Annotated in this window: 16 protein-coding genes and 1 pseudogene; 6 read left to right on the forward strand and 11 right to left on the reverse strand. The window is 71.5% G+C overall.

The window, feature by feature from the left end:
- The first annotated feature begins 169 nt into the window (after window positions 1-169).
- The 3 genes from ACFYYR_RS27370 (at window position 170) to ACFYYR_RS27380 (ending at window position 4,141) form a co-directional block, all read left to right on the forward strand.
- The gene (locus ACFYYR_RS27370) at window positions 170-1,492 is read left to right on the forward strand and encodes a PhoH family protein (RefSeq protein ID WP_388858981.1); all 1,323 of its coding nucleotides are present in this window, start codon (window positions 170-172) and stop codon (window positions 1,490-1,492) included.
- Between the two features lie 428 nt (window positions 1,493-1,920).
- On the forward strand, window positions 1,921-2,655 hold the full coding sequence (locus tag ACFYYR_RS27375) for a transglycosylase SLT domain-containing protein (protein WP_388858984.1): 735 nt from the start codon (window positions 1,921-1,923) through the stop codon (window positions 2,653-2,655).
- A 133-nt stretch (window positions 2,656-2,788) separates the two neighbouring features.
- On the forward strand, window positions 2,789-4,141 hold the full coding sequence (locus ACFYYR_RS27380; protein ID WP_388858987.1) for an AI-2E family transporter: 1,353 nt from the start codon (window positions 2,789-2,791) through the stop codon (window positions 4,139-4,141).
- Between the two features lie 215 nt (window positions 4,142-4,356).
- Here ACFYYR_RS27380 and ACFYYR_RS27385 read toward each other — a convergent pair whose 3' ends face one another.
- Entirely contained in the window at window positions 4,357-4,890 is a 534-nt protein-coding gene (locus tag ACFYYR_RS27385) for an alkyl hydroperoxide reductase (protein WP_388858990.1), read from the reverse strand.
- Window positions 4,891-4,896: 6 nt separating this feature from the next.
- Window positions 4,897-5,451: a peroxiredoxin gene (locus ACFYYR_RS27390; RefSeq protein WP_388858993.1), complete on the reverse strand. Its 555-nt coding sequence runs from the start codon at window positions 5,449-5,451 to the stop codon at window positions 4,897-4,899.
- Between the two features lie 132 nt (window positions 5,452-5,583).
- Between ACFYYR_RS27390 and ACFYYR_RS27395 the strand changes: the two genes are divergently transcribed.
- Window positions 5,584-6,540, forward strand: a complete 957-nt coding sequence (locus ACFYYR_RS27395; RefSeq protein WP_388858996.1) for a LysR substrate-binding domain-containing protein — start codon at window positions 5,584-5,586, stop codon at window positions 6,538-6,540.
- 284 nt (window positions 6,541-6,824) lie between these two features.
- On the opposite strand, the gene ACFYYR_RS27400 is transcribed toward ACFYYR_RS27395, so the two are convergent.
- From ACFYYR_RS27400 to ACFYYR_RS27415, 4 genes and pseudogenes are all read right to left on the reverse strand, one after another.
- The gene (locus ACFYYR_RS27400; protein WP_388858999.1) at window positions 6,825-7,241 is read right to left on the reverse strand and encodes a PIN domain nuclease; all 417 of its coding nucleotides are present in this window, start codon (window positions 7,239-7,241) and stop codon (window positions 6,825-6,827) included.
- On the reverse strand, window positions 7,238-7,489 hold the full coding sequence (locus tag ACFYYR_RS27405) for a type II toxin-antitoxin system VapB family antitoxin (protein ID WP_388859002.1): 252 nt from the start codon (window positions 7,487-7,489) through the stop codon (window positions 7,238-7,240). Before ACFYYR_RS27405 ends, ACFYYR_RS27400 begins: the two co-directional genes overlap by 4 nt.
- 347 nt (window positions 7,490-7,836) lie before the next feature.
- Window positions 7,837-8,145, reverse strand: a pseudogene (locus ACFYYR_RS27410) (hypothetical protein); the annotation flags it as partial.
- Complete coding sequence (locus ACFYYR_RS27415; RefSeq protein ID WP_388859005.1) at window positions 8,142-9,080, reverse strand: SPFH domain-containing protein; 939 nt, start codon at window positions 9,078-9,080, stop codon at window positions 8,142-8,144. The pseudogene ACFYYR_RS27410 and the gene ACFYYR_RS27415, both read right to left, overlap by 4 nt.
- A gap of 263 nt (window positions 9,081-9,343) precedes the next feature.
- Between ACFYYR_RS27415 and ACFYYR_RS27420 the strand changes: the two genes are divergently transcribed.
- On the forward strand, window positions 9,344-11,569 hold the full coding sequence (locus ACFYYR_RS27420) for a transglycosylase domain-containing protein (RefSeq protein WP_388859008.1): 2,226 nt from the start codon (window positions 9,344-9,346) through the stop codon (window positions 11,567-11,569).
- Window positions 11,570-11,685: 116 nt separating this feature from the next.
- On the opposite strand, the gene ACFYYR_RS27425 is transcribed toward ACFYYR_RS27420, so the two are convergent.
- From ACFYYR_RS27425 to ACFYYR_RS27445, 5 genes are all read right to left on the reverse strand, one after another.
- Window positions 11,686-13,149 carry a catalase gene (locus ACFYYR_RS27425; protein WP_388859011.1) on the reverse strand — a complete coding sequence of 488 codons (1,464 nt, stop codon included), beginning with the start codon at window positions 13,147-13,149 and terminating at the stop codon, window positions 11,686-11,688.
- Window positions 13,150-13,473: 324 nt separating this feature from the next.
- Window positions 13,474-15,816, reverse strand: a complete 2,343-nt coding sequence (locus ACFYYR_RS27430) for a SpoIIE family protein phosphatase (RefSeq protein ID WP_388859014.1) — start codon at window positions 15,814-15,816, stop codon at window positions 13,474-13,476.
- 45 nt (window positions 15,817-15,861) lie between these two features.
- Window positions 15,862-16,539, reverse strand: coding sequence for a class I SAM-dependent DNA methyltransferase (locus ACFYYR_RS27435; protein ID WP_388859017.1), 678 nt, complete (start codon window positions 16,537-16,539; stop codon window positions 15,862-15,864).
- A 163-nt stretch (window positions 16,540-16,702) separates the two neighbouring features.
- The gene (locus ACFYYR_RS27440) at window positions 16,703-17,398 is read right to left on the reverse strand and encodes a DUF402 domain-containing protein (protein WP_388859020.1); all 696 of its coding nucleotides are present in this window, start codon (window positions 17,396-17,398) and stop codon (window positions 16,703-16,705) included.
- A gap of 145 nt (window positions 17,399-17,543) precedes the next feature.
- Entirely contained in the window at window positions 17,544-18,977 is a 1,434-nt protein-coding gene (locus tag ACFYYR_RS27445) for a class II fumarate hydratase (RefSeq protein WP_388859023.1), read from the reverse strand.
- 109 nt (window positions 18,978-19,086) lie between these two features.
- Between ACFYYR_RS27445 and ACFYYR_RS27450 the strand changes: the two genes are divergently transcribed.
- Window positions 19,087-20,610, forward strand: a complete 1,524-nt coding sequence (locus ACFYYR_RS27450; RefSeq protein WP_388859026.1) for a ricin-type beta-trefoil lectin domain protein — start codon at window positions 19,087-19,089, stop codon at window positions 20,608-20,610.
- Window positions 20,611-20,806: the final 196 nt, after the last annotated feature.

The following is a 20,806-nucleotide window of genomic DNA, read 5'->3' on the forward strand; positions in this document are numbered from 1 at the left end:
GAGGCCCTTTGCACACGGACGACCGTGCGGTTCGCTCGGCAGGAGCCGACGAGCCGCGGACGGACATCGTGAGGGGCCGGCGCACGGCCCGTGCATCGCGGCCCGAGCCCGGTCCATTCCCCGGCGACGCCGTCGCACCCCGACCTCATCCGAGGGGGTTCGTCCACCCGTGGTGACCAGTAACAAGCGCCGCGCGCACGACCGGCGCACCTACGTCATCGACACCAGCGTCCTGCTGGCAGACCCGTCGGCCATGAGCCGCTTCGACGAGCACGAGGTCGTGCTTCCCGTCGTCGTGGTCACGGAGTTGGAGGCCAAGCGACACCATCCGGAGCTCGGCTACTTCGCCCGGCAGGCCCTCCGCCTGCTCGACGAGTACCGGGTGCGGTACGGACGTCTCGACGCGCCGATCCCGATCGGGGAGCTGGGCGGCACGCTCAGGGTCGAGCTCAACCACTCCGACCCGGGCGTCCTTCCGGCCGGCTTCCGGCTGGGGGACAACGACTCGCGGATCCTGGCGGTGGCCAGAAACCTTCAGGCCGAGGGGTACGACGTGACCGTCGTGTCCAAGGACCTGCCGCTGCGGATCAAGGCGTCGTCGGTGGGTCTGCTCGCCGAGGAGTACCGCGCCGAACTCGCCATCACCGACTCCGGCTGGACCGGCATGGCGGAGCTGGCCGTCAGCGCGGAGGAGGTGGACGAGCTCTTCGCGGCGGACAGTGTGCACATGGCGCAGGCGGCGGAGCTGCCGGTGCACACCGGGCTGGTGCTCCAGTCCGAGCGCGGCAAGGCGCTGGGCCGGGTCACCGCCGACGGCCGGGTCCGGCTGGTGCGCGGCGACCGCGAGGCGTTCGGCATCCACGGCCGCTCCGCCGAACAGCGGATCGCCCTGGACCTGCTGCTCGACCAGGAGGTCGGGATCGTCTCCATGGGCGGCCGGGCGGGCACCGGCAAGTCCGCGCTCGCGCTGTGCGCGGGCCTGGAGGCGGTGCTGGAACGCCGGCAGCACCAGAAGGTGATGGTCTTCCGGCCGCTGTACGCGGTGGGCGGGCAGGACCTCGGCTATCTGCCGGGCAGCGAGGCCGAGAAGATGAGCCCGTGGGCGCAGGCCGTCTTCGACACGCTGTCCGCGGTGACGTCGCGCGACGTCATCGAGGAAGTGGTCGGCCGCGGCATGCTCGAGGTGCTGCCGCTGACCCACATCCGCGGGCGGTCGCTGCACGACGCCTTTGTGATCGTCGACGAGGCGCAGTCGCTGGAGCGGAACGTCCTGCTGACCGTGCTGTCCCGGGTCGGGGCCAACTCCCGGGTGGTGCTCACCCATGACGTGGCCCAGCGCGACAACCTGCGGGTCGGGCGGTACGACGGGGTCGTCGCGGTCGTCGAGAAGCTGAAGGGACACCCGCTCTTCGCGCACGTCACGCTCAACCGCTCGGAGCGCTCCCCGATTGCGGCACTGGTGACCGAAATGCTGGAGGACGCCCGCATCTGAGGGTGATACGGACCCGTTTGAGGGGTTCGTGGAGCTCCGTACAACTTCACACCGAGGCGCCGCGTGGCAAAGCGAAGAAGCTTAGCCGCGCGGCGTTTTCACGCGCGGGTGTTTCCGAAAAGCCGCAGGCCCAAACGGGATGTGAGCTTTAACACGCAACGCGGAATTGCCTCGAGGCGTCGGCGTCGGGCAGAGTCTGGGTCCTGTCAGGCCCCGCATACGGCACACCGGCACCCCCAGCGGTGCAGCACCACAAAACTCAACAGGCGTTCGCCGTATGCCGCCCGAGCACCACGCGGAACTCCCGAGGGAGTTCGCACCGGGCCAGTGCCTCCCGTGACCAGCCGGACCCAGCACCACCGGGACCGGAACAAGGGGAGGCCAGCGCCAGGGGCACGATTGCGTCCGCGAGGTCACCTAAGCGGGCGATGCTGGAAGGAAACCGTGTGAGCCGGATTTCGGTCCGGGGATTCGCAGTGGCTTCGGCCACCGCAGTCACCACCGTCGGCGCTGTCGTCGGTGTTGCCTCGGGTAGCACGCCGGGTTCGACCACCGAGCCCGCCGAGGCGACAGCTGCTGATGCGACGCTCCTCGCAGACATATCCGCCGGGAACCAGACCCAGGCGCAGACCGCGTCGCTGACGCAGCAGGCGGACGCCCAGTCCACCGCGGCGGACGCGGCAGCGAAGAAGTCCGCGGAGGAAGCGGCCCGTAAGCAGGCGGCCAAGGACGCGGCGGACAAGAAGGCCGAAGCGGACCGGAAGGCGGCCGAAGCCAAGGCTGAGGCCAAGGCGAAGGAGCGCGAGAAGGCCGCCAGTGTGGCCAGCCGCTCCACCCGCGACTCCGGTGACTTCCCCGTCCAGGCGTCCTACACGGTCGCCCAGGTGCAGGCCATGGCGCGGCAGATGATGCCGGCCGACCAGTTCCAGTGCTTCAGCAACATCGTGGACCACGAGTCCACCTGGAACTACCAGGCGACCAACGCCGGCTCCGGTGCGTACGGTCTCGTTCAGGCGCTCCCCGGTTCCAAGATGGCGTCCGCCGGCGCCGACTGGAAGACCAACCCCGCCACGCAGATCAAGTGGGGTCTGAACTACATGAACGAGCGCTACGACAGCCCCTGCGGTGCCTGGGACTTCTGGCAGGCCAACAGCTGGTACTAGCCCCTCCGGTCCGGGTTCCGGGCCACCGAGGCGAAGACACCCGCGAAGCCCCCGTCCACAAGGTCGGGGGCTTCGTCGTGTCCGGGGTACGGTCTTCAGGACAACGACGCGGGGAGAGGGGGGCGGAAGGGACATGTCCACATTGCCGCAATGGGTGGGCGGTCTGGGGTCCAGGCTGCACGGCTTCGCCGCGTGGCTGGACGACCGGCGGCGTGCTGCGGCGGCCGCCGCCGACGAGCACGAGGGCGGCCCGGCGGGCCCGTCCGAGGGCGCCGACCAGGAGCCGGACCACGTCCCCGCCCCTCCCGCCTACGCTCCGGCGGTCGCCGCGAAGCCCGATCCGGTCGCCGCGGTCCCCTGGGGCGTACGGGTGGCCGCGGAGGCCGGCTGGCGGCTGCTCGTCCTCGCGGGCACGCTCTTCGTGCTGATGCGCGTCATCAGCGCCGTCCAGCTGGTGGTGCTGTCCTTCGTGGCGGCCCTGCTGATCACCGCCCTGCTCCAGCCCACCGTCGGCCGGCTCCGAAGACTGGGCCTGCCGCGCGGGCTCGCCACCACCCTCACCTTCATCACCGGCTTCGTCATCATGGGCCTGGTCGGCTGGTTCGTGGTGTGGCAGGTGATGGACAACATCGACAACCTCTCGCTGCGCGTGCAGGACGGCATCGACGAGCTCCAGAAGTGGCTGCTGCAGAGCCCGTTCCACGTCACCGAGGCGCAGATCAAGGACATCGCCCAGAGCCTGCGGGACGCGGTCGGGTCCAACACCGAGGAGATCACCTCCGCCGGGCTCGAAGGCGTCACCGTCATCCTGGAGTTCCTGACGGGCATCCTGCTGGCGATGTTCAGCACGCTGTTCCTGCTGCACGACGGCCCCAAGATCTGGAACTGGCTGCTGAAGCTGGTGCCGAGTGCGGCCCGGGAGGGCGTCGCCGGTGCCGGTCCGCGCGCCTGGCGCACGCTCACCGCCTACGTCCGCGGGACGGTCATAGTGGCGATGATCGACGCGATCTTCATCGGGCTCGGCATCTGGTTCCTCGATGTGCCGATGGCCGTGCCGCTCGCGGTCTTCATCTTCCTCTTCGCGTTCGTCCCGCTGGTCGGAGCCGTGGTCTCGGGTGCGCTCGCCGTCATCGTCGGGCTGGTCACCCAGGGCGTCTTCACCGGCCTGATGGTGCTCGTGGTGGTGCTCGCGGTGCAGCAGATCGAGGGCCATGTGCTGCAGCCGTTCATCCTGGGGCGCGCGGTCCGGGTGCACCCGCTGGCCGTGGTGCTCTCGGTCGCCGCGGGCTCGCTGGTCGCCGGAGTGGGCGGCGCGGTGGTGGCGGTGCCGCTGGTGGCCGTGACCAACACCGTCGTCGGCTATCTGCGCAAGTTCTCCCAGGAGCAGGCGCTGCGGGTCGTCCCGGTGCCCGCGCCGGTCGCGGTGGGGCCGTCCGTTCCCGCCGCGCAGCCGGGGGCACCGGAGGAAGGGGCGCCACGCGTCTGAGCCCTGTCGTCCGAATCCGGCCTGGTCCGGACGGCGTGCTTCGGGGCATGTCCGTGCTATCGCGCGGCACCGTACCTGTGCCGGTGGCCCGTCCGGATCCGGACGGGCCACCGGCGTATCCGCTCGGCCGTATCGGTGCGGGCGCGTGCTCGTCCGGGCACACGCATGAGGGCCACGCGGTAACCGCGTGGCCCTCATCGCGAAGGGGGAGAAGCTCAGCCCTCCAGCACGGCCTCGGCGTCGAGGGTCGCGCCGACGGCCTGCAGCACAGAGGCGATCTTGAACGCCTCCTGGATCGTCTCGCGGTCCACACCGGCCTTGCGGAGCACCTGCTCGTGCGAGTCCAGGCACATGCCGCAGCCGTTGATCGCGGAGACCGCCAGCGACCACAGCTCGAAGTCGACCTTCTCCACGCCCGGGTTGCCGATGACGTTCATCCGCAGACCCGCGCGCAGGTTGCCGTACTCCGGGTCCGACAGCAGGTGCCGGGTCCGGTAGTAGACGTTGTTCATCGCCATGACGGCGGCGGCGGCCTTGGCCGCCTCGTACGCCTCGGGCTTCAGGTTGGCCTTGGCCTCCGGCTCCAGCTCCCGCAGGACGCGCGGCGAGCGGCTGGCGATCGCGCAGGCGAGCACCGTGCCCCACAGCTGCTGCTGCGGCAGGTCGGAGTTGCCGATCACCGAACCGAGGTTCAGCTTCAGGTCCTTGGCGTAGTCCGGAACGGCGGACTTCAGCTCGTCGAGGGCCATGTCAGATCACTCTCCGGACAGGAGCGAGACCGGGTCGAGGGTGTCCTCGCCCTTGCTCCAGTTGCAGGGGCAGAGCTCGTCGGTCTGCAGGGCGTCGAGGACCCGCAGGACCTCCTTGGGGTTACGGCCGACCGAGCCGGCGGTCACCATGGTGAACTGGATCTCGTTGTTCGGGTCCACGATGAACACGGCACGCTGCGCGAAGCCGTCCTCGCCCTCGACGCCGAGCTCGCGCATCAGGTCGTGCTTGGAGTCGGCCAGCATCGGGAAGGGCAGGTCACGCAGGTCGTCGTGGTCCTTGCGCCAGGCGTGGTGCACGAACTCGGAGTCGCCGGAGACGCCGAGGATCTGGGCGTCGCGGTCCGCGAACTCGTCGTTCAGCTTGCCGAACGCGGCGATCTCGGTCGGGCAGACGAAGGTGAAGTCCTTCGGCCAGAAGAAGACGACGCGCCACTTGCCCTCGTAGGACTTGTGGTTGATCTGCTCGAACTCCTTGCCGCTCTCGAGCGAAACGCAAGCGGTCAGGTCGTAGGCGGGGAACTTGTCACCGACAGTGAGCACGCGCTCTCCTTGTAGCGTGGAACGTCCCTTTTGGGGCTGTTCCTTGGGGGTTGGACGGGCTTCACCTAACCACAGGCGCCATTGATCGCGGAAATCGGTAAACTTGTTGATGTTGATCGGAGGTGGTTATCAGTGACCGTCGGAAGAAGCCTTGGCCGGAACGGCGCCCGGCAGCCCAGCCTGGCGCAGCTCCGCGCCTTCGTCGCCGTCGCCGAGCATCTGCACTTCCGGGACGCCGCGGCCGACATCGGGATGAGCCAGCCCGCTCTCTCCGGTGCCGTCTCGGCCCTGGAGGAGACGCTCGGCGTGCAGCTCCTGGAGCGTACGACCCGCAAGGTGCTGCTCAGTCCGGCGGGGGAGCGGCTGGCGGGGCGCGCCCGGGCCGTGCTGGAGGCGGTCGGCGCGCTCCTGGAGGAGGCGGACGCGGTGCGGGCCCCGTTCACGGGTGTGCTGCGGCTCGGGGTGATCCCGACCGTCGCACCGTACCTGCTGCCGACGGTGCTGCGCACGGTCCACGAACGCTACCCCGACCTGGACCTCCAGGTGCACGAGGAGCAGACCTCCTCGCTGCTGGACGGGCTGGCGCAGGGGCGGCTCGACCTGCTGCTGCTCGCCGTGCCGCTGGGCGCGCCGGGGGTGACCGAACTCCCGCTCTTCGACGAGGACTTCGTGCTCGTCACCCCCCGCGACCACTGGCTGGGCGGGCGCGGTGACATTCCGCGCGAGGCGCTGCGCGAGCTGGATCTGCTGCTCCTGGACGAGGGGCACTGCCTGCGGGACCAGGCGCTCGACATCTGCCGCGAGGCCGGCCGGGAGGACGGCACCCCGGTCACCACCAGCGCGGCGGGGCTGTCGACGCTGGTGCAGCTGGTGGCGGGCGGCCTCGGGGTGACGCTGCTGCCGCGCACGGCGCTCCAGGTGGAGACCGAGCGCAACGACCAGCTCTCGACCGGCTGCTTCGCGGAGCCGGCGCCGGCCCGCCGGATCGCGCTGGCGATGCGCTCGGGCGCGGCGCGGCAGGAGGAGTTCGCGGAACTGGCGCAGGCACTGCGCTCGGCGGTGCGCTCGCTCCCGGTACGCGTGCACTGAACCGCCCGCGCCCGGGAGCCGGGCGGCCCACCGGACTGCCGTCCCGTCCGGGAGGGGCCTCGCAGCCGGGCCGATCCGGGTGGCGGCGTGTGTGGTGCGGGGCTCAGGCCTGGGACCGGTCCAGCCGGCCGGTCTTCACGTCGTCGATGAGGGCGGTCCAGGCCTGGGCAGCCGTATCACCCGCACCACGCCGTTGAGCAGATGTGTGACGATCCGGCCGACGGCGAGCAGGCTCTGTCCTCACCCGTCGAGGCATGGGCTGACACGGCATGCGCGCTCCCGGCTCAGTCGGCAGTGCCGGGCTCCGCGATCCACTCGGCTTGCAGCCCGCTCACCGAGGCAATCATGTCGAAGTCGCCGTCGTAGTGCAGGACCGTGGCCCGATGCCGCTCGGCGGTTGCCGCGATGAGGACGTCGGCCAGCGACAGTGCCCGGTGAAAGCCGGCGTTCAGGGCCAGGGCCTGGATCTCGACTGCCCGCCCGAACTCCTCGTCATTGCAGGGCAGATAGTCGAAGCCGCGAAGCAGGGTACGCAGTCGCAGCGCCTCGGGCTTTCCGCGCGCCGAGTACAGAACCTCGTACTCGGTCGGGGCGCACACCGCGAGGAGGCCATCGCGGTTCAGTGCATCCAGTCGCGCCCGCACCGCCGGCTTGCCCCGGCGGGCCAGCGCGGACTTGTCGATGAGGTAGCGCCCCTTCACGCCGCCGAGGCCCCGCCGTCACGCTTCAGCGAGCCGTCCGGATTCCGCGGCCCCGTCTGCGAGCGGATCTCCGCGAATGCGTCCTCGAACTCACCCTCGTCAATGGCGTCGAACAACTCCCGGCGCAGCCGCAGCCTCACCCCCTCCTCCATGGCCGCCCGCACTGCGGCGGCCTTCGTCTTCACCCCGTACACCCGCATCGCCTGCTCGACGATCTCCTCGTCCAGATCGATCACAGTCCTGGCCATCAGTTATCCCTCCATAGCCCGACGACACAGAAACGATATCAATTCAGGCATAGAAATGACATCAGGATGCTGGAGTGTCGTTCGACGCAGCATCCGAGGGCGCCTCGATCAGGGGTGGGAGTGCGACGCCGGAGATCGATCACCAGCCGGAGCGTTCAGCTTCCCGTCCGGCCGTCGTCCGGCAGCGGCTCACCGGAGCTCGTCCCGTCTCTCGGCGCCGCCGCGCCCCGACCGTCGCCCGATCCCGCTGAGCCCGCCGCGCCCTCACGACCCGCGCCCTCGCGGCCCGCTCCGTCACGACCCGCGCCCGCCGCTCCCTCGCGGCCGGCGCCCTCACGACCGCCCCCCGGCGCACGCTCGCGCCCCGCCCCCGGCACCGGTCCGCCCGGTCCGGGCCCCTCCCCGGCGGGATCCTTCGGCGGGCGGCCGCGGCGCGGAATCGGCCCGGCCGACCGCGGCAGCCGCCCCGCCTCCGCCAGCGCCCTCCGCAGCAGGAACTCGATCTGCGCGTTGGCGCTGCGCAGCTCGCTCTCCGCCCAGCGGGTGATCGCGTCGTGCACCGCCGGGTCCAGCCGCAGCAGCACCTGCTTGCGCTGCTGCGGCTTCCGCTGCGGGTCCCGGCCCCGCCGAGGGGGGTGGGGCGCGTCGTCCGTCACTGGTAGAGCGTGCCCGTGTTGAGGACCGGCTGCGGGGACCGGTCGCCGCAGAGCACCACCATCAGATTGCTGACCATCGCCGCCTTGCGCTCCTCGTCCAGCTCCACGATGTCCTCCTCGGTGATCCGGGCGAGCGCCGCCTCCACCATGCCGACGGCGCCGTCCACGATCTGCCGCCGCGCCGCCACGACCGCGCCCGCCTGCTGCCGCTGGAGCATCGCGGAGGCGATCTCCGGGGCGTATGCGAGGTGGGTGAAGCGCGACTCGACGATCTGCACACCGGCCGCGGTGACCCGGACGGCGAGCTCGGCGGCGAGCTTCTCGGTGATCTCCTCGGCGTTGCCGCGCAGGGAGAGGTCGTCCTCGTCGTGGGCGTCGTACGGGTACTCGATGGCGATGTGCCGGACCGCGGCCTCGGTCTGGGTGGCGACGAACTCCAGGAAGTCGTCCACCTCGAAGACCGCCTGAGCGGTGTCCCGTACCTGCCAGACCACGACCGCCGCCAGCTCGATGGGGTTGCCGTACGCGTCGTTGACCTTGAGTACGGCCGTCTCGTGGTTGCGCACCCGGGTGGAGATCTTCTCCCGGGAGGTGAGCGGGTTCCCCCAGCGCAGCCCCTCGGTGCGGATGGTGCCCACGTACCGGCCGAAGAGCTGGACCACCCGGGCCTCGCCCGGCGCCACCGTGTTCAGCCCGCACATCGCGAAGAACGCCCCGATGGCGACCAGGATGCCGAGGATGATCAGCGGCACGCCCAGCGCGCTGCCGTCGTTCGACAGCGCCGCCCCGCCGACGATCGTGCCGACGCCCGCGACGAGCCCCAGGAGACCGAGGAGCAGGGCGAGCCCGCCGCCGATGTCCCGCGCCGGTACCTCACGGACCTGTGGCTTGGGCAGGTCGGGAGCATCGACGGCAGCCGGTGTGGTGTCGGACATGGGGTCCCCCGTTCGTTCCGGGTGAGGGCCGTGCGCCCTCACCGTTCCGGTCTATCAAAGTGATAGCACATTAATGCTCGACGCAACCAAGTGGAGCTCTTGGATGTCTTTTCTTTGCCAGAGGTGCTGATTGTCACGTCCGGAATGGCCTTGATCGATGCGCCTTTGGTGTCAGATGCGGTGTTAGCGTCTGGGACCGGTGATTTGCCGGGGGTAGGCCCCGGGCCCCGGTCGCGGGGCAAACGAAACGGGAGCTGCGAGAGATGGGCCGAGCCGAAGCGAGACGCGCGCAGAGTCGCGGGTCACGCCGCGCCAACGGGAAGAGCGGCATACGCCGCTTCTTCACCTGGAAGAAGCTGCTAGGCAGCTTCCTTGCGGTGTGCACCCTCGGGATAGGCACCTTCGTCGCGCTGTACCTGCTCATCGACATACCGGATGCCAACGCCCAGGCGAAGCTCCAGAGCAACACCTACAAGTACAGCGATGGCTCCCTCATCGCCCGCACCGGCGACCTCAACCGGGAGTCCGTGCCGCTGTCCAAGGTGCCCAAGGACGTTCAGCACGCCTTCGTCGCGGCGGAGAACAAGTCGTTCTACACCGACCAGGGCGTCGACCTGAAGGGCACTGCCCGCGGACTGCTCAACACCGTCACCGGCCAGGGCAAGCAGGGTGGATCCACGATCACCCAGCAGTTCGTGAAGAACTACTTCCTCGGCCAGGAGCAGACGGTCACCCGGAAGGCCAAGGAGCTGATCATCTCGCTCAAGGTCGACCAGACGATGACCAAGCCGAACATCCTCGCCGGCTACATGAACACCAGCTACTACGGGCGGGGTGCGTACGGCATCCAGGCCGCGGCCCGCGCGTACTACAACGTGGACGCCGAGGACCTCACGCCCCAGCAGGGCGCCTACCTCGCGGCGCTGCTCCAGGCCCCCAGCCAGTACGACTGGTCGGCCGCCTCGGAGACCTCGCGCAAGCTGGTGCTCCAGCGCTGGAACTACGTGCTGAACAACATGGTCGAGATGAAGTGGCTCGACTCCGGCGAGCGCTCCGGGATGAAGTTCCCCAAGCCGATCGCGCCCCGTCCGGCCCCGAACCAGAAGGGCCAGACCGGATACCTCGTCAAGGCCGCCAACCAGGAGCTGATGAAGGCCGGTGTCAGCGAGCAGCGGATCGCCGCAGGCGGCTGGAACATCACCCTCGGCATCGACAAGGGCAAGCAGAAGGCGCTGGAGAAGGCCGTCCAGCGCAAGCTCACCAGCCGTCTGGACCCGAAGGGGCGGAAGGTCGACTCCCATGTCCAGGCCGGCGCCGTCTCCGTGAACCCGAAGACGGGCATGGTCGCCGCACTCTACGGCGGCAAGGACTACGCCAAGCACGAGACGAGCAACGCCACGCGGGCCGACTACCAGCCCGCGTCCACCTTCAAGCCGCTCATCCTGGCCTCCGCGCTGGAGAACGACTCCACGACCCAGGACAGCGTGCCGATCAACGCCGACACCGTCTACGACGGCACCACCAAGCGGCCCGTGAAGGGCAGCGACGTCGCCTTCGCCCCGCCGAACGAGGACGACGAGAGCTACGGCCCCGTCACGGTGCAGCGGGCCATGAACAAGTCGGTCAACTCCGTCTTCGCGCAGATGGCCGTGGACGTGGGCCTGGACGACGTCAAGAAGACCGCCGTCGACCTCGGCATGGACGGGGAAGCGGGCGGCTTCGACACCAAGCCGGCGATGTCGCTCGGCGTGATGGGCGCCAGCCCGATGAACATGGCCGGGGTCTACGCCACCCTCGACAACCACGGCAAGAAGGTCACCCCGCGCGTGGTGAAGTCCGCCGAGCGCGGCGAGGAGAAGGTGGAGCTGCCTGACCCGATCGGCGAGCAGGTGGTGGAGCGCACCACCGCGGACACCGTCACCTCCGTGCTCACCGGTGTGGTGGACGACGGCACGGGCTTCGCGGTGCGCAGCGCCGGCCTGGACGTCGCGGGCAAGACGGGCACCTCGGACGACAACAAGTCCGCCTGGTTCTCCGGCTACACCCCGAAGCTGGCCACCTCGATCGGCCTGTTCGGCGAGGACAACGAGAACGGCGGCAAGCAGGTCACCCTCAAGGGCGCGGCCGGCGGCGGACGCGTCAACGGCGGTGGCTTCCCGGCCGAGATCTGGGCGGCCTACACCCAGGACGCGCTGAACGGCTCGTCGGGCGAGTTCGACCTGGAGACCGACCAGGGCGCCGCGGTGGCGCCCACCCCGGTGCCGACCCCGACGACCTCCTCCCCGGACCCGGAGCCGACCCCGTCGAAGACGAAGAAGTCGGAGTCCCCGAGTGCGAGCCCGTCGGAGTCGGAGTCCACACCGGCACCGTCCCCGTCCAAGCCGTCCGGCCGGCCGACGGTGTCCACACCGCCGCAGCCGGACGACCCCCGGCCGTCGACGGAACCGGGCGGCGGCGACGAACCGCAGTTGCTGCCACCCGAGAACTGATACCCGGTCAACAGCCGGTACGCGAAGCGCCCGGACCCCGCGTGGGTCCGGGCGCTTCCCGTTGCGCGCAGGGCCGGGTCGGCGCTCCGGCCCGAGGACGGGGAAGGGGAGCCGGGTCAGCCGCCGTTGACCTCCTTGGCGACCCGGTCGCCGAGGTCCTTGTCGACGTTGCGCCAGTACTGGACGGCGCGGTCGAGGACCGGCCGGCTCACGCCCTTGAGCAGGTGCCCGGAGATGTTCGACACCAGACGGTCGCGCTGCGCGTCGTCCAGCACCTCGCGCACCTGGGCGCCGGCCTGGCCGAAGTCGTCGTCCTCGCGGTGCAGCGAGTACGCCTCGCGCACCATCTCGCCCGCGGCCTGCCAGCCCGCCGGGTCGCCGTACCGGACGGAGTCGGCCGCCGGACCGCCGTAGGAGTTCGGGGCGTAGACCGCGCCGACCCGGCTGGGCTCGTACCGCATCGGCCCGTCCTTGGCGTAGGAGTGGACCGGGACGTGCGGCCGGTTCGGCGGCAGCTGCGCGTAGTTGGGGCCGATCCGGTACCGGTGGGTGTCCGCGTAGGAGAAGATCCGGCCGAGCAGCATCTTGTCCGGCGAGACGCTGACGCCGGGTACCAGGTTGGACGGTTCGAAGGCGGCCTGCTCGATGTGGACGAAGAAGTCCTCGGGGTTCCGGTTCAGCGTCATCCGGCCGACCTCGATCAGCGGGTAGTCGCCGTGCGACCACACCTTGGTCAGGTCGAACGGGTTGAACCGGTAGCCCGGCGCGTCCTCGAACGGCATCACCTGGACGTACATCGTCCAGGACGGGGCGTCGCCCGCGGCGATGGAGTCGTAGAGGTCGCGGCGGTGGGCGTCCCCGTCCTCGCCGGCGAGCGTGTCGGCCTCGGTCTGGCTGAGGAAGTCGATGCCCTGGTCGGTCTTGATGTGGTACTTGATCCAGAACCGCTCCCCGCCGCCGTTGACCCACATGTAGGTGTGCGAGCCGTAGCCGTTCATGTGGCGCCAGGTCCTCGGGATGCCGCGGTCGCCCATCAGCCAGGTGACCATGTGGGCGGACTCGGGGGAGAGGGTCCAGAAGTCCCACTGCATGTCGTGGTCGCGGACCGCGCTGTCCGGACGGCGCTTCTGCGAGCGGATGAAGTCCTGGAACTTCATCGGGTCGCGGACGAAGAAGACCGGTGTGTTGTTGCCGACCAGGTCGTAGTTGCCCTCGTCGGTGTAGAACTTCAGTGCGAAGCCGCGGGGGTCGCGCCAGCTGTCCGGGCTGCCCTGCTCGCCCGCCACGGTCGAGAAGCGGGCCAGCATCTCGGTCCGCTTGCCCGGCTGGAAGAGGTCGGCCTTGGTGAACTGACTGACGTCGTTGGTGACTTCGAAGACTCCGTAGGCCCCGCCGCCCTTGGCGTGCACCACCCGCTCGGGCACCCGCTCGCGGTTGAACTGGGCCATTTTCTCGATCAGATAGTGGTCGTGGAGCAGGATGGGGCCGGTGTCGCCGACGGTGAGCGAGTGCTCGTCGCTCTCCACCGGGATGCCGGTGTTGTTCGTGGTGTGCGGGACGTTCTTCTGGGCCTGGCTCATGGAATGCCTCGCAGTGCCGTGGGTGCCGATTTATTCCGGATGTCCGGAATGCAGTCAACTCTGCCGACGGCCCGTCGGCAATCACGCGGGTCCCCGGCGTGCCCCCGCCGAAACCCTTGAACGGAGCACCGCGGAACGGCGTCCGCCCCCGCCGCCACCCGCGCGCCCCGGGAAAGCGCCCGCGCCCCGCAGGTCCGCACCGCCCCCCGGACAGCACACAGGGTTCCGCGGAACCCTCCGGCTCCACGGAACCCTGTCCCGGCCCGGCACGAGGCCTGTGCCGGGCCCACGACTGCGGCCCCGGCGCAGGGCCGGGGCCGCGCGCTACGGCTGCCGCCCCGCCGCGGGGCGTGCCAGCTCGAACCAGACCACCTTCCCGGTGCTCAGCCGCGTCGCGCCCCAGCGCCGCGCCAGCTTGTTGACCAGGTACAGCCCCCGGCCGCCCTCGTCGGACGGGCGGGCCTGCCGCAGCCGGGGCAGCTGGGGCACGTCGTCGCCCACCTCGCAGCGCAGGACGTCGGTGCGCAGCAGCCGGAGCGTGATGGGCCGCCCCGCGTACCGGACCGCGTTCGTCACCACCTCGCTGACCAGCAGCTCGACCGAGTCGGTCAGCTCCTCCAGGTCCCAGCGGGCCAGCGCCCGCCGGGCGAGCCGGCGGGCCTTGCCCGGCGTCTGCTCGTGCGGCTCCAGAAACCAGTACGCGACATCGCTCGGCGCGATCCCGTCGAAGCGCGCGGCGAGCAGCGCGATGTCGTCGTCCCGGTCGCCCGGCCCGAGCATGTCGAGCACCTCGTCGCAGAGGGGTTCCAGTGGCGGCGGGTGGTCCGGGCCGGTCAGCCGGGCCGTCGCGGTCAGCTTCTCCCGCAGCTGCTCTATGCCGGTCCAGACGTCGCGCAGCCGGGACTCCACCAGACCGTCGGTGTAGAGCAGCAGCGTGGCGCCCGCCGGGGCGTCCAGCTCCACCGCCTCGAAGTCGACCCCGCCGACGCCTATGGGGGCACCCGGCGGCACCCGCAGCACCTCGGCACGGCCGCCCAGATGCAGCAGAACGGGCGGCGGATGCCCGGCGTTGGCCACCATGATGCGGTGCGCGACCGGGTCGTAGACCGCGTACAGGCAGGTCGCCATCCGGTCGCTGCCGAGCCGCTGCGCCTGCTCGTCCAGGTGGTGCAGCACCTCCTCCGGCGGCAGGTCCAGCCCGGCGAGCGTCTGCGCGGTGGTGCGCAGCTGGCCCATGATCGCGGCGGAGGTCATGGAGTGGCCCATGACGTCACCCACGACCAGCGCCACCCGGCTGCCGGGGAGCGGGATCGCGTCGTACCAGTCGCCGCCCACCCGGGCGGTCTCGGCGGCGGGCAGATAGCGGCTGGCGAGCTTCACCCCGGTGGGCTGCGGCAGCGAGTCGGGCAGCATGGTGCGCTGCAGCGCGTCCGCGATGTACGCCTCGCGGCCGTACAGCACCGCCTTGTCGACCCCGAGCGCGGTGTGCGTCGCGAGCTGCGCCGCGACCAGCAGGTCGTCGGGGTCGAAGGCGGGCCGGTCCGGGCGGCGCAGGAACACCGCCGCCCCGATCACCCGGCGGCGCCCGCGCAGCGGCGCGAGGACGGCGCGCCGTCCGCCCGGTACGGAGTGGGCCGGGCCAAGGAGTTCGGGCAGCGCGGCGCGGGCCGCGGCGGAGTCGCCGAACACCGGCCGCACCCCGCGCAGCACCTCGGCGAGCGCACCGCCCGGCCGCACCTCGGCGAGTTCGGCGGCCTGCGGGTAGTCGGCCGGCACGGTGAGCACGGGCAGCCGGTTGCCGTCGGTGTCCTGGTCCTCGGGAATCCGGTCGGTGCGCCGCAGCTTCAGCACGACCGGGCCGGTGGGCCGTTCGTCGCCGACCGGCAGCGGATCGCGGAGGTAGACGAGTATCACGTCGGCGAAGGTGGGGACGGTGGCGCGGCAGAGCCCGAGCACGATCTCGTCGAGGTCGATGCCGCGGGCGATCCGCCGGGTGGCGGCGCCCACGAACCGCAGCCGGTCGCCGTCCCGCGTGCCGCCCGCCGTGGGCAGGCCGTCGGCCTGGTCCGGCGGGAGGGCCGGGTCGGGCACCGGCTCGGACGGGGCGCGCTGGTGGCCGATCTCCGCGCTGTGCGCATGGCCCGCGGGCTCCTCGGTCCCCGTGCCCAGCGGGTGGCCGGCGCGGCCGGCGCCGGTGGCGGCGTTGCGGTCGGACTCGCCGCCGGGCGGCGCCGGGTGCGGCACCCCCGGCGGGGGCTCGGCCGGGGAGGCGGAGGCGCCGGCCCGGTTGCGGTGGTCGGCCGCGCCGGCCGGACCGCAGGAGTGGCCGGAGCCGTCGGGGCCCTGCCGGGGCCGGCTCGTGGGGGCGGCGAGGGTGTCGTCGCCCGCGGGCCGGGGGCGTCCTATGGTGCCGTCCGGCTCGGCCGGGCCGTGGGCGGCGCCGCCCTGCGGCCGGGCGCGGTGGGCGGCGTCGTGGTCCGCGGACCGCCGGGCCGGCCCGGCGCGTCCTGCCGGGTCCTGGCCGTGCGCCGCGGCCTGCTGGATCGCACGGCGCGGGTCCGGCGAGGCGCCAGGTGCGTCCTCACGGGCCCGCGGCGGCTGTCCGGCCGCGGGCACGGCGGAGGCGGCGGCCTGCCGGCCGTTGTGGGAGGTCGGGTACTCCGTCACGCGTAGGGTTCCATCCGTCCGGGGCTGCGCGTCGGGCGCGCGTGGTCAGGCGCGTCGTCGGCAGTGCAGGAAGAGCTGGATCTCGGGCGGTACGTCCGTACTGGCCGGGGCGTATGCGTAACTGTCCTCCCCGGTGACCTCGAAACCCGCGTCGGACACGACCTGGCGCAGTTCGTCCCTCAGGTAACCCGATACCCGGATCGTGTGGCCCAGGAACGGGATTGCGAAGTCGTCCACGTCGGCTTCGACCATCGACAGCGCGAGCAGCCCCTCGGGCCGCAGCAGTGCGTGCAGCGTCCGCAGCGCGAACGGGATCTCCGCGCGGGGCAGCATCAGGATCGAGAAGAAGGCGGCGACGCCGTCGAAGCGGCCGATTCCCTCCGGTCCGTCCGCGGTCAGACCGGCGATGTCCCGCCGCAGGAACTCCGCCGCCGGGACCTTGTCCCGGGCGAGCTTGAGCATGCCGGGCGACAGGTCGACGCCCACCACCCGGTGCCCCGCCGCGACGAGCTGGGCCGCCGTCGGCATGCCCGTACCGCAGCCGAGGTCCAGCACCCGGGAGCCCGCGGGCAGGGCGCCGGCCAGCCACTGCCCGGCGGCGAGCTGTCCGTCCTTGTGCGGGAACGCCTCGTCGTACCGGTCGCCGATGGCATCGAATGCCTCGGCCTGACCGGTCCGGTCGATCCGTAACGGGTCGTACCCGTCGTAGCCCTCGCCGCTCACGACTCCACCCTTTCAGCTTCCCGATGACGAAAACTTATGGCCAAACGTTGCCTGTGGTCCGGGAGTTGTGCGTACCTGTGCATGGTTGCGGAGGACGATCCTACGTTTGGTGCACAGGGAAACTTCAAGAGCTCCCGGTGGATGATTCCCCGACAGCCGTATTTCAGCTGGCCAGCCGCGCGGGTGCGGTGTCCCAGTCGGCCGGCAGTTCCGGCACCGTCCACGCCGGGTCCGGCCGCCAGTTCTCCCAGCCCGCGTCGAACGGCGTTCCCCAGGCGCTGATCTGTTCGACCGCCGCGCGTCCGGCGGCCCGTACCCGCTCGGCCTGCCCGGCGTCCATCAGCCCGGCCCGCTGGGCCTGGGCGAACTCGTCCTCGTCGCGCCACTCCCAGCTGCGGTCCGGACGGACCTCGATGTCCAGGAAGTGGTCCTCGGAGTCGACTCCGCGGGCCCAGCGGCGGCGCGGCTCCTCGAGGTTGACGTAGTAGTTCTTGAACCGCCAGCCCGGATCCCAGAACAGCCAGACCGACCAGGGGTCCCCGGGGCGCGCCAGCTTGAGCACGCCGGTGCCGAACCAGGGCGAGCGGGTGAGCGTCCGCGGCTTGGTGTAGCGGGTGGCCAGCGGCTCGCGGTGCACCGGTGTGCCGTCGCTGAGCACCGGCTTCACACAGACGGTGCTCGGCGCCATCCACACCGCCAGCAGCTCGGCGGAGTCCTCGACGACCGTCATCGGACGGCAGATGTGGAAGCGGTCCGTGGCGTTGCCGCGGTAGCGCCACAGGATGTGCTCCCCGGGTGACCAGGTGCCCGGGGCCGCGCCCGCGCCGCCTGCCTGGGGGCTCGTCGTCTCCGCTGTCATGCACAGATCTTAGTGCCGCGGGAGGCGCTCCGGACCGTTACGTGCGGCACAACCGGGTGCCCGGGGCGCGGCACGCCGGTCCCGGGGGCGCTCACGGCGCTGCGCCCCGGCGCCGTGGTCCGGCGGGCGCCGGGGGCGCGCCCGCTCACGGGTGCGTCATCCGCAGCACGTCCAGGGCCTCGTCCAGTTGCTCCAGGGTGAGGTCGCCGCGCTCCACATAGCCCTGGGCGAGGACCACCTCACGGATCGTCCGCCGCTCGGCCAGCGCCCGCTTGGCGACCTTCGCCGCCTCCTCGTAGCCGATGTACCGGTTGAGCGGAGTCACCACCGACGGCGAGGACTCGGCGTACTCGCGGGCCCGTTCCGCATCGGCGGTGATGCCGTCGACCGTGCGGTCGGCCAGCAGCCGGGCGGCGTTCGCCAGCAGCCGGACCGACTCCAGCAGATTCTTGGCGATCACCGGCAGCATCACATTGAGCTCGAAGTTGCCCGAGGCCCCGGCCGTGGCCACCGTGGTGTCGTTCCCGGTGACCTGCGCGGCCACCATCAGCACGGCCTCCGGGATCACCGGATTGACCTTCCCCGGCATGATCGACGAGCCGGGCTGGAGGTCCGGCAGCGCGATCTCGGCCAGCCCGGTGCGCGGGCCGGACGCCATCCAGCGCAGATCGTTGCAGATCTTGGTGAGGCCCACCGCGATGGTGCGGAGCTGGCCGGAGGTCTCCACCAGCCCGTCCCGCGCGCCCTGCGCCTCGAAGTGGTTCCGGGCCTCGGTCAGCGGCAGCCCGGTGCCGCGGACCAGCTCGGCGATGACCGCGGCGGCGAAGCCGGGCGGGGTGTTGATGCCGGTGCCGACCGCGGTGCCGCCCAGCGGCAGCTCGGCCAGCCGGGGCAGCGACGCCCGCAGCCGCTCCACGCCGTAGCGGACCTGGGCGGCGTACCCGCCGAACTCCTGGCCCAGCGTGACCGGGGTGGCGTCCATCAGATGCGTCCGCCCCGACTTCACGACCTCCGCGAACTCCTCCGCCTTCCGCTCCAGCGCCTCGGCCAGATGGTCCAGAGCGGGGATCAGGTCACGGGTCACCGCCGCCGTCGCCGCGATGTGCACGGAGGACGGGAAGACGTCGTTGGACGACTGGCTGGCGTTCACGTGGTCGTTGGGGTGCACCGGCGCGCCCAGCCGCTCGCCGGCCAGGGTGGCCAGCACCTCGTTGGTGTTCATGTTCGAGGACGTGCCGGAGCCGGTCTGGAAGACGTCCACCGGGAAGTGCTCGTCCCACCGCCCCTCGGCCACCTCGGCCGCGGCCTGTCCGATCGCCTCGGCGACGTCCCGGTCGAGCACCCCCAGCTCCGCGTTGACGTGGGCCGCCGCCGCCTTGATCCGGGCCAGCGCCTCGATGTGGGCGCGCTCCAGGCGCTGGCCGGAGACGGGGAAGTTCTCCACCGCGCGCTGGGTCTGCGCCCGCCACTTGGCGTGCGCCGGGACCCGCACCTCACCCATGGAGTCGTGTTCGGTCCGGTGTCCGGGGCCCTCGGGGGGGCCGTCCGGGGTGTGCTGTCCGCTGCCGTGGTCGGCCATCGTTCGTTACCTCCTGGGTGCCACAGCGTTTGTCCGGTTCACAGTGTTCCCAATGCGGCTTACCTGACAGTAAATACCGCGGGTAACAACCGAAAACAGGGGAGGTCTCATGCAACGCAGCAGACGTGGGGTGCGATGTACGGTCGCGGTCCTCGCCGCGCTCGCCGCCGGATTCGGTGGAATGTCGGCCACCGCCCCCGCCGCCGCGGCGGACGCCGGCCGCGGCACGGCATCGGCACCCCTCTCGCCCGAGCTGGAGCGGATCCGCGCGGCGGAGGCGACGAAGCTGTACGGCAGCTCCGCCGAGCGTCCGCTCGCCGACCGGAAGTCCTCCCTGATCTCCCTGGGGGACAGCGAGATCTCCGGTGAGGGCGTCGGCACCTACGAACCGGGCACCAACGGCCCGGACAACTGGTGCCACCGCTCCCCGGACGCCGCCATCCACCGCACCGGCATCCCGGCCGACGTGACGTACAACGTCGCCTGCTCCGGCGCCGGCACCGACAACATCCGCATCGGCGGCTCGCAGCAGTACCCGGACGAGCTGGTGCAGAGCGACGCGCTGGCCGTCAAGGCGCGCACCACCCGGATCAAGATGGTGCTGTTCGTCGCCGGAGCCAACGACGACCTCCAGTTCGGTCCGGTGATGACCGACTGCGTCACCCGCTGGTTCCTCATCCAGGGCACCTGTCAGCCCAAGTACGACCCCGGCTGGCAGGCCCGTGTGGACGGTCTGCGGCCGAAGGTCGAGCGGAGCGTGAGCGACCTGCGGACCGTGATGCGTGACGCCGGGTACGCCGACACCGACTACCGGCTGGTCGTCATGGGCTACCCCAGCCCCATCGGCCCCGACATCCAGGACAACCCCGGCTACATCGGCAAGCTGCCGGGCGGCTGCACCGGCTACACCTCCGACGCCGCCTGGGGGCGCAACACCGCGGTACCCGCGTTCGAGCGCGGGATGCGGCAGGCGGCCCGGGACGCGGGCGCGACCTTCCTCGACAACTCCCGGCTCTTCCACGGCCACGAGGTGTGCATGGAGGAGACCTGGGCGCGGGGCCTGTGGATCGACCTGGCCAACCCGTTCCCGCCGGACTCCAACTCCGTCCGGCAGTCCTTCCACCCCAACGCCCGCGGGCACGGCGCGTTCGCGTCCTGCCTGACCCGGCTCTACAACGCCGGCTGGCGCGAGGCGAGCTGCGCCGACCCGGCGAGCACCGGAAAGCCGGAGCTGTTCCGCGGCGGCTGGGACGACGCGTTCGAGCCGCTGAAGAGCGCCGCCACCGGCTCCTGCCTGGACGCCCGGGAGGGCGGCAGCCGCAACGGCACCGCGGTGGGCGGCTGGGACTGCCACAACGGCCGCAACCAGAGCTGGTGGTACGACGAGCAGCGGGGCTCCCTGCATGTGGGGCTGACCCACGACCGCTGCCTGGACGTGCCGGGCGGCCGGTACGCCGACGGCGTGTCGCCGACGCTGTGGAACTGCCACGGCGGCACCAACCAGCGCTTCGTCCGGGACGGCGACACGCTCCGGCCGTCGGAGGCGCGGGAGCTGTGCCTGACGCTGGCGGGGCCGCGGGAGCTGGTGCGGCTGCGGAAGTGCGACGGCTCGTCGGGGCAGCGCTTCGTCTGACCGCGCTGCGCTGACAGCCTGTCACCCGCCAGTGCCGCGTCCCACGATGTGACGGGGAACGTCCTCCGTCCTGCCACTGCCCCCGCGGGTCCCCGGGCCCGCGGGGGCAGTGCGCTGTGCGGCGGCGGTCCGGAGCCGGCCGCAACCGACGCACACCCGCCGCGCCCGTTCCGTTCGCCCGCCCACAGGCGGTGAG

The sequence above is a fragment of the Streptomyces sp. NPDC001922 genome (assembly GCF_042891165.1).
Classification (GTDB): domain Bacteria; phylum Actinomycetota; class Actinomycetes; order Streptomycetales; family Streptomycetaceae; genus Streptomyces.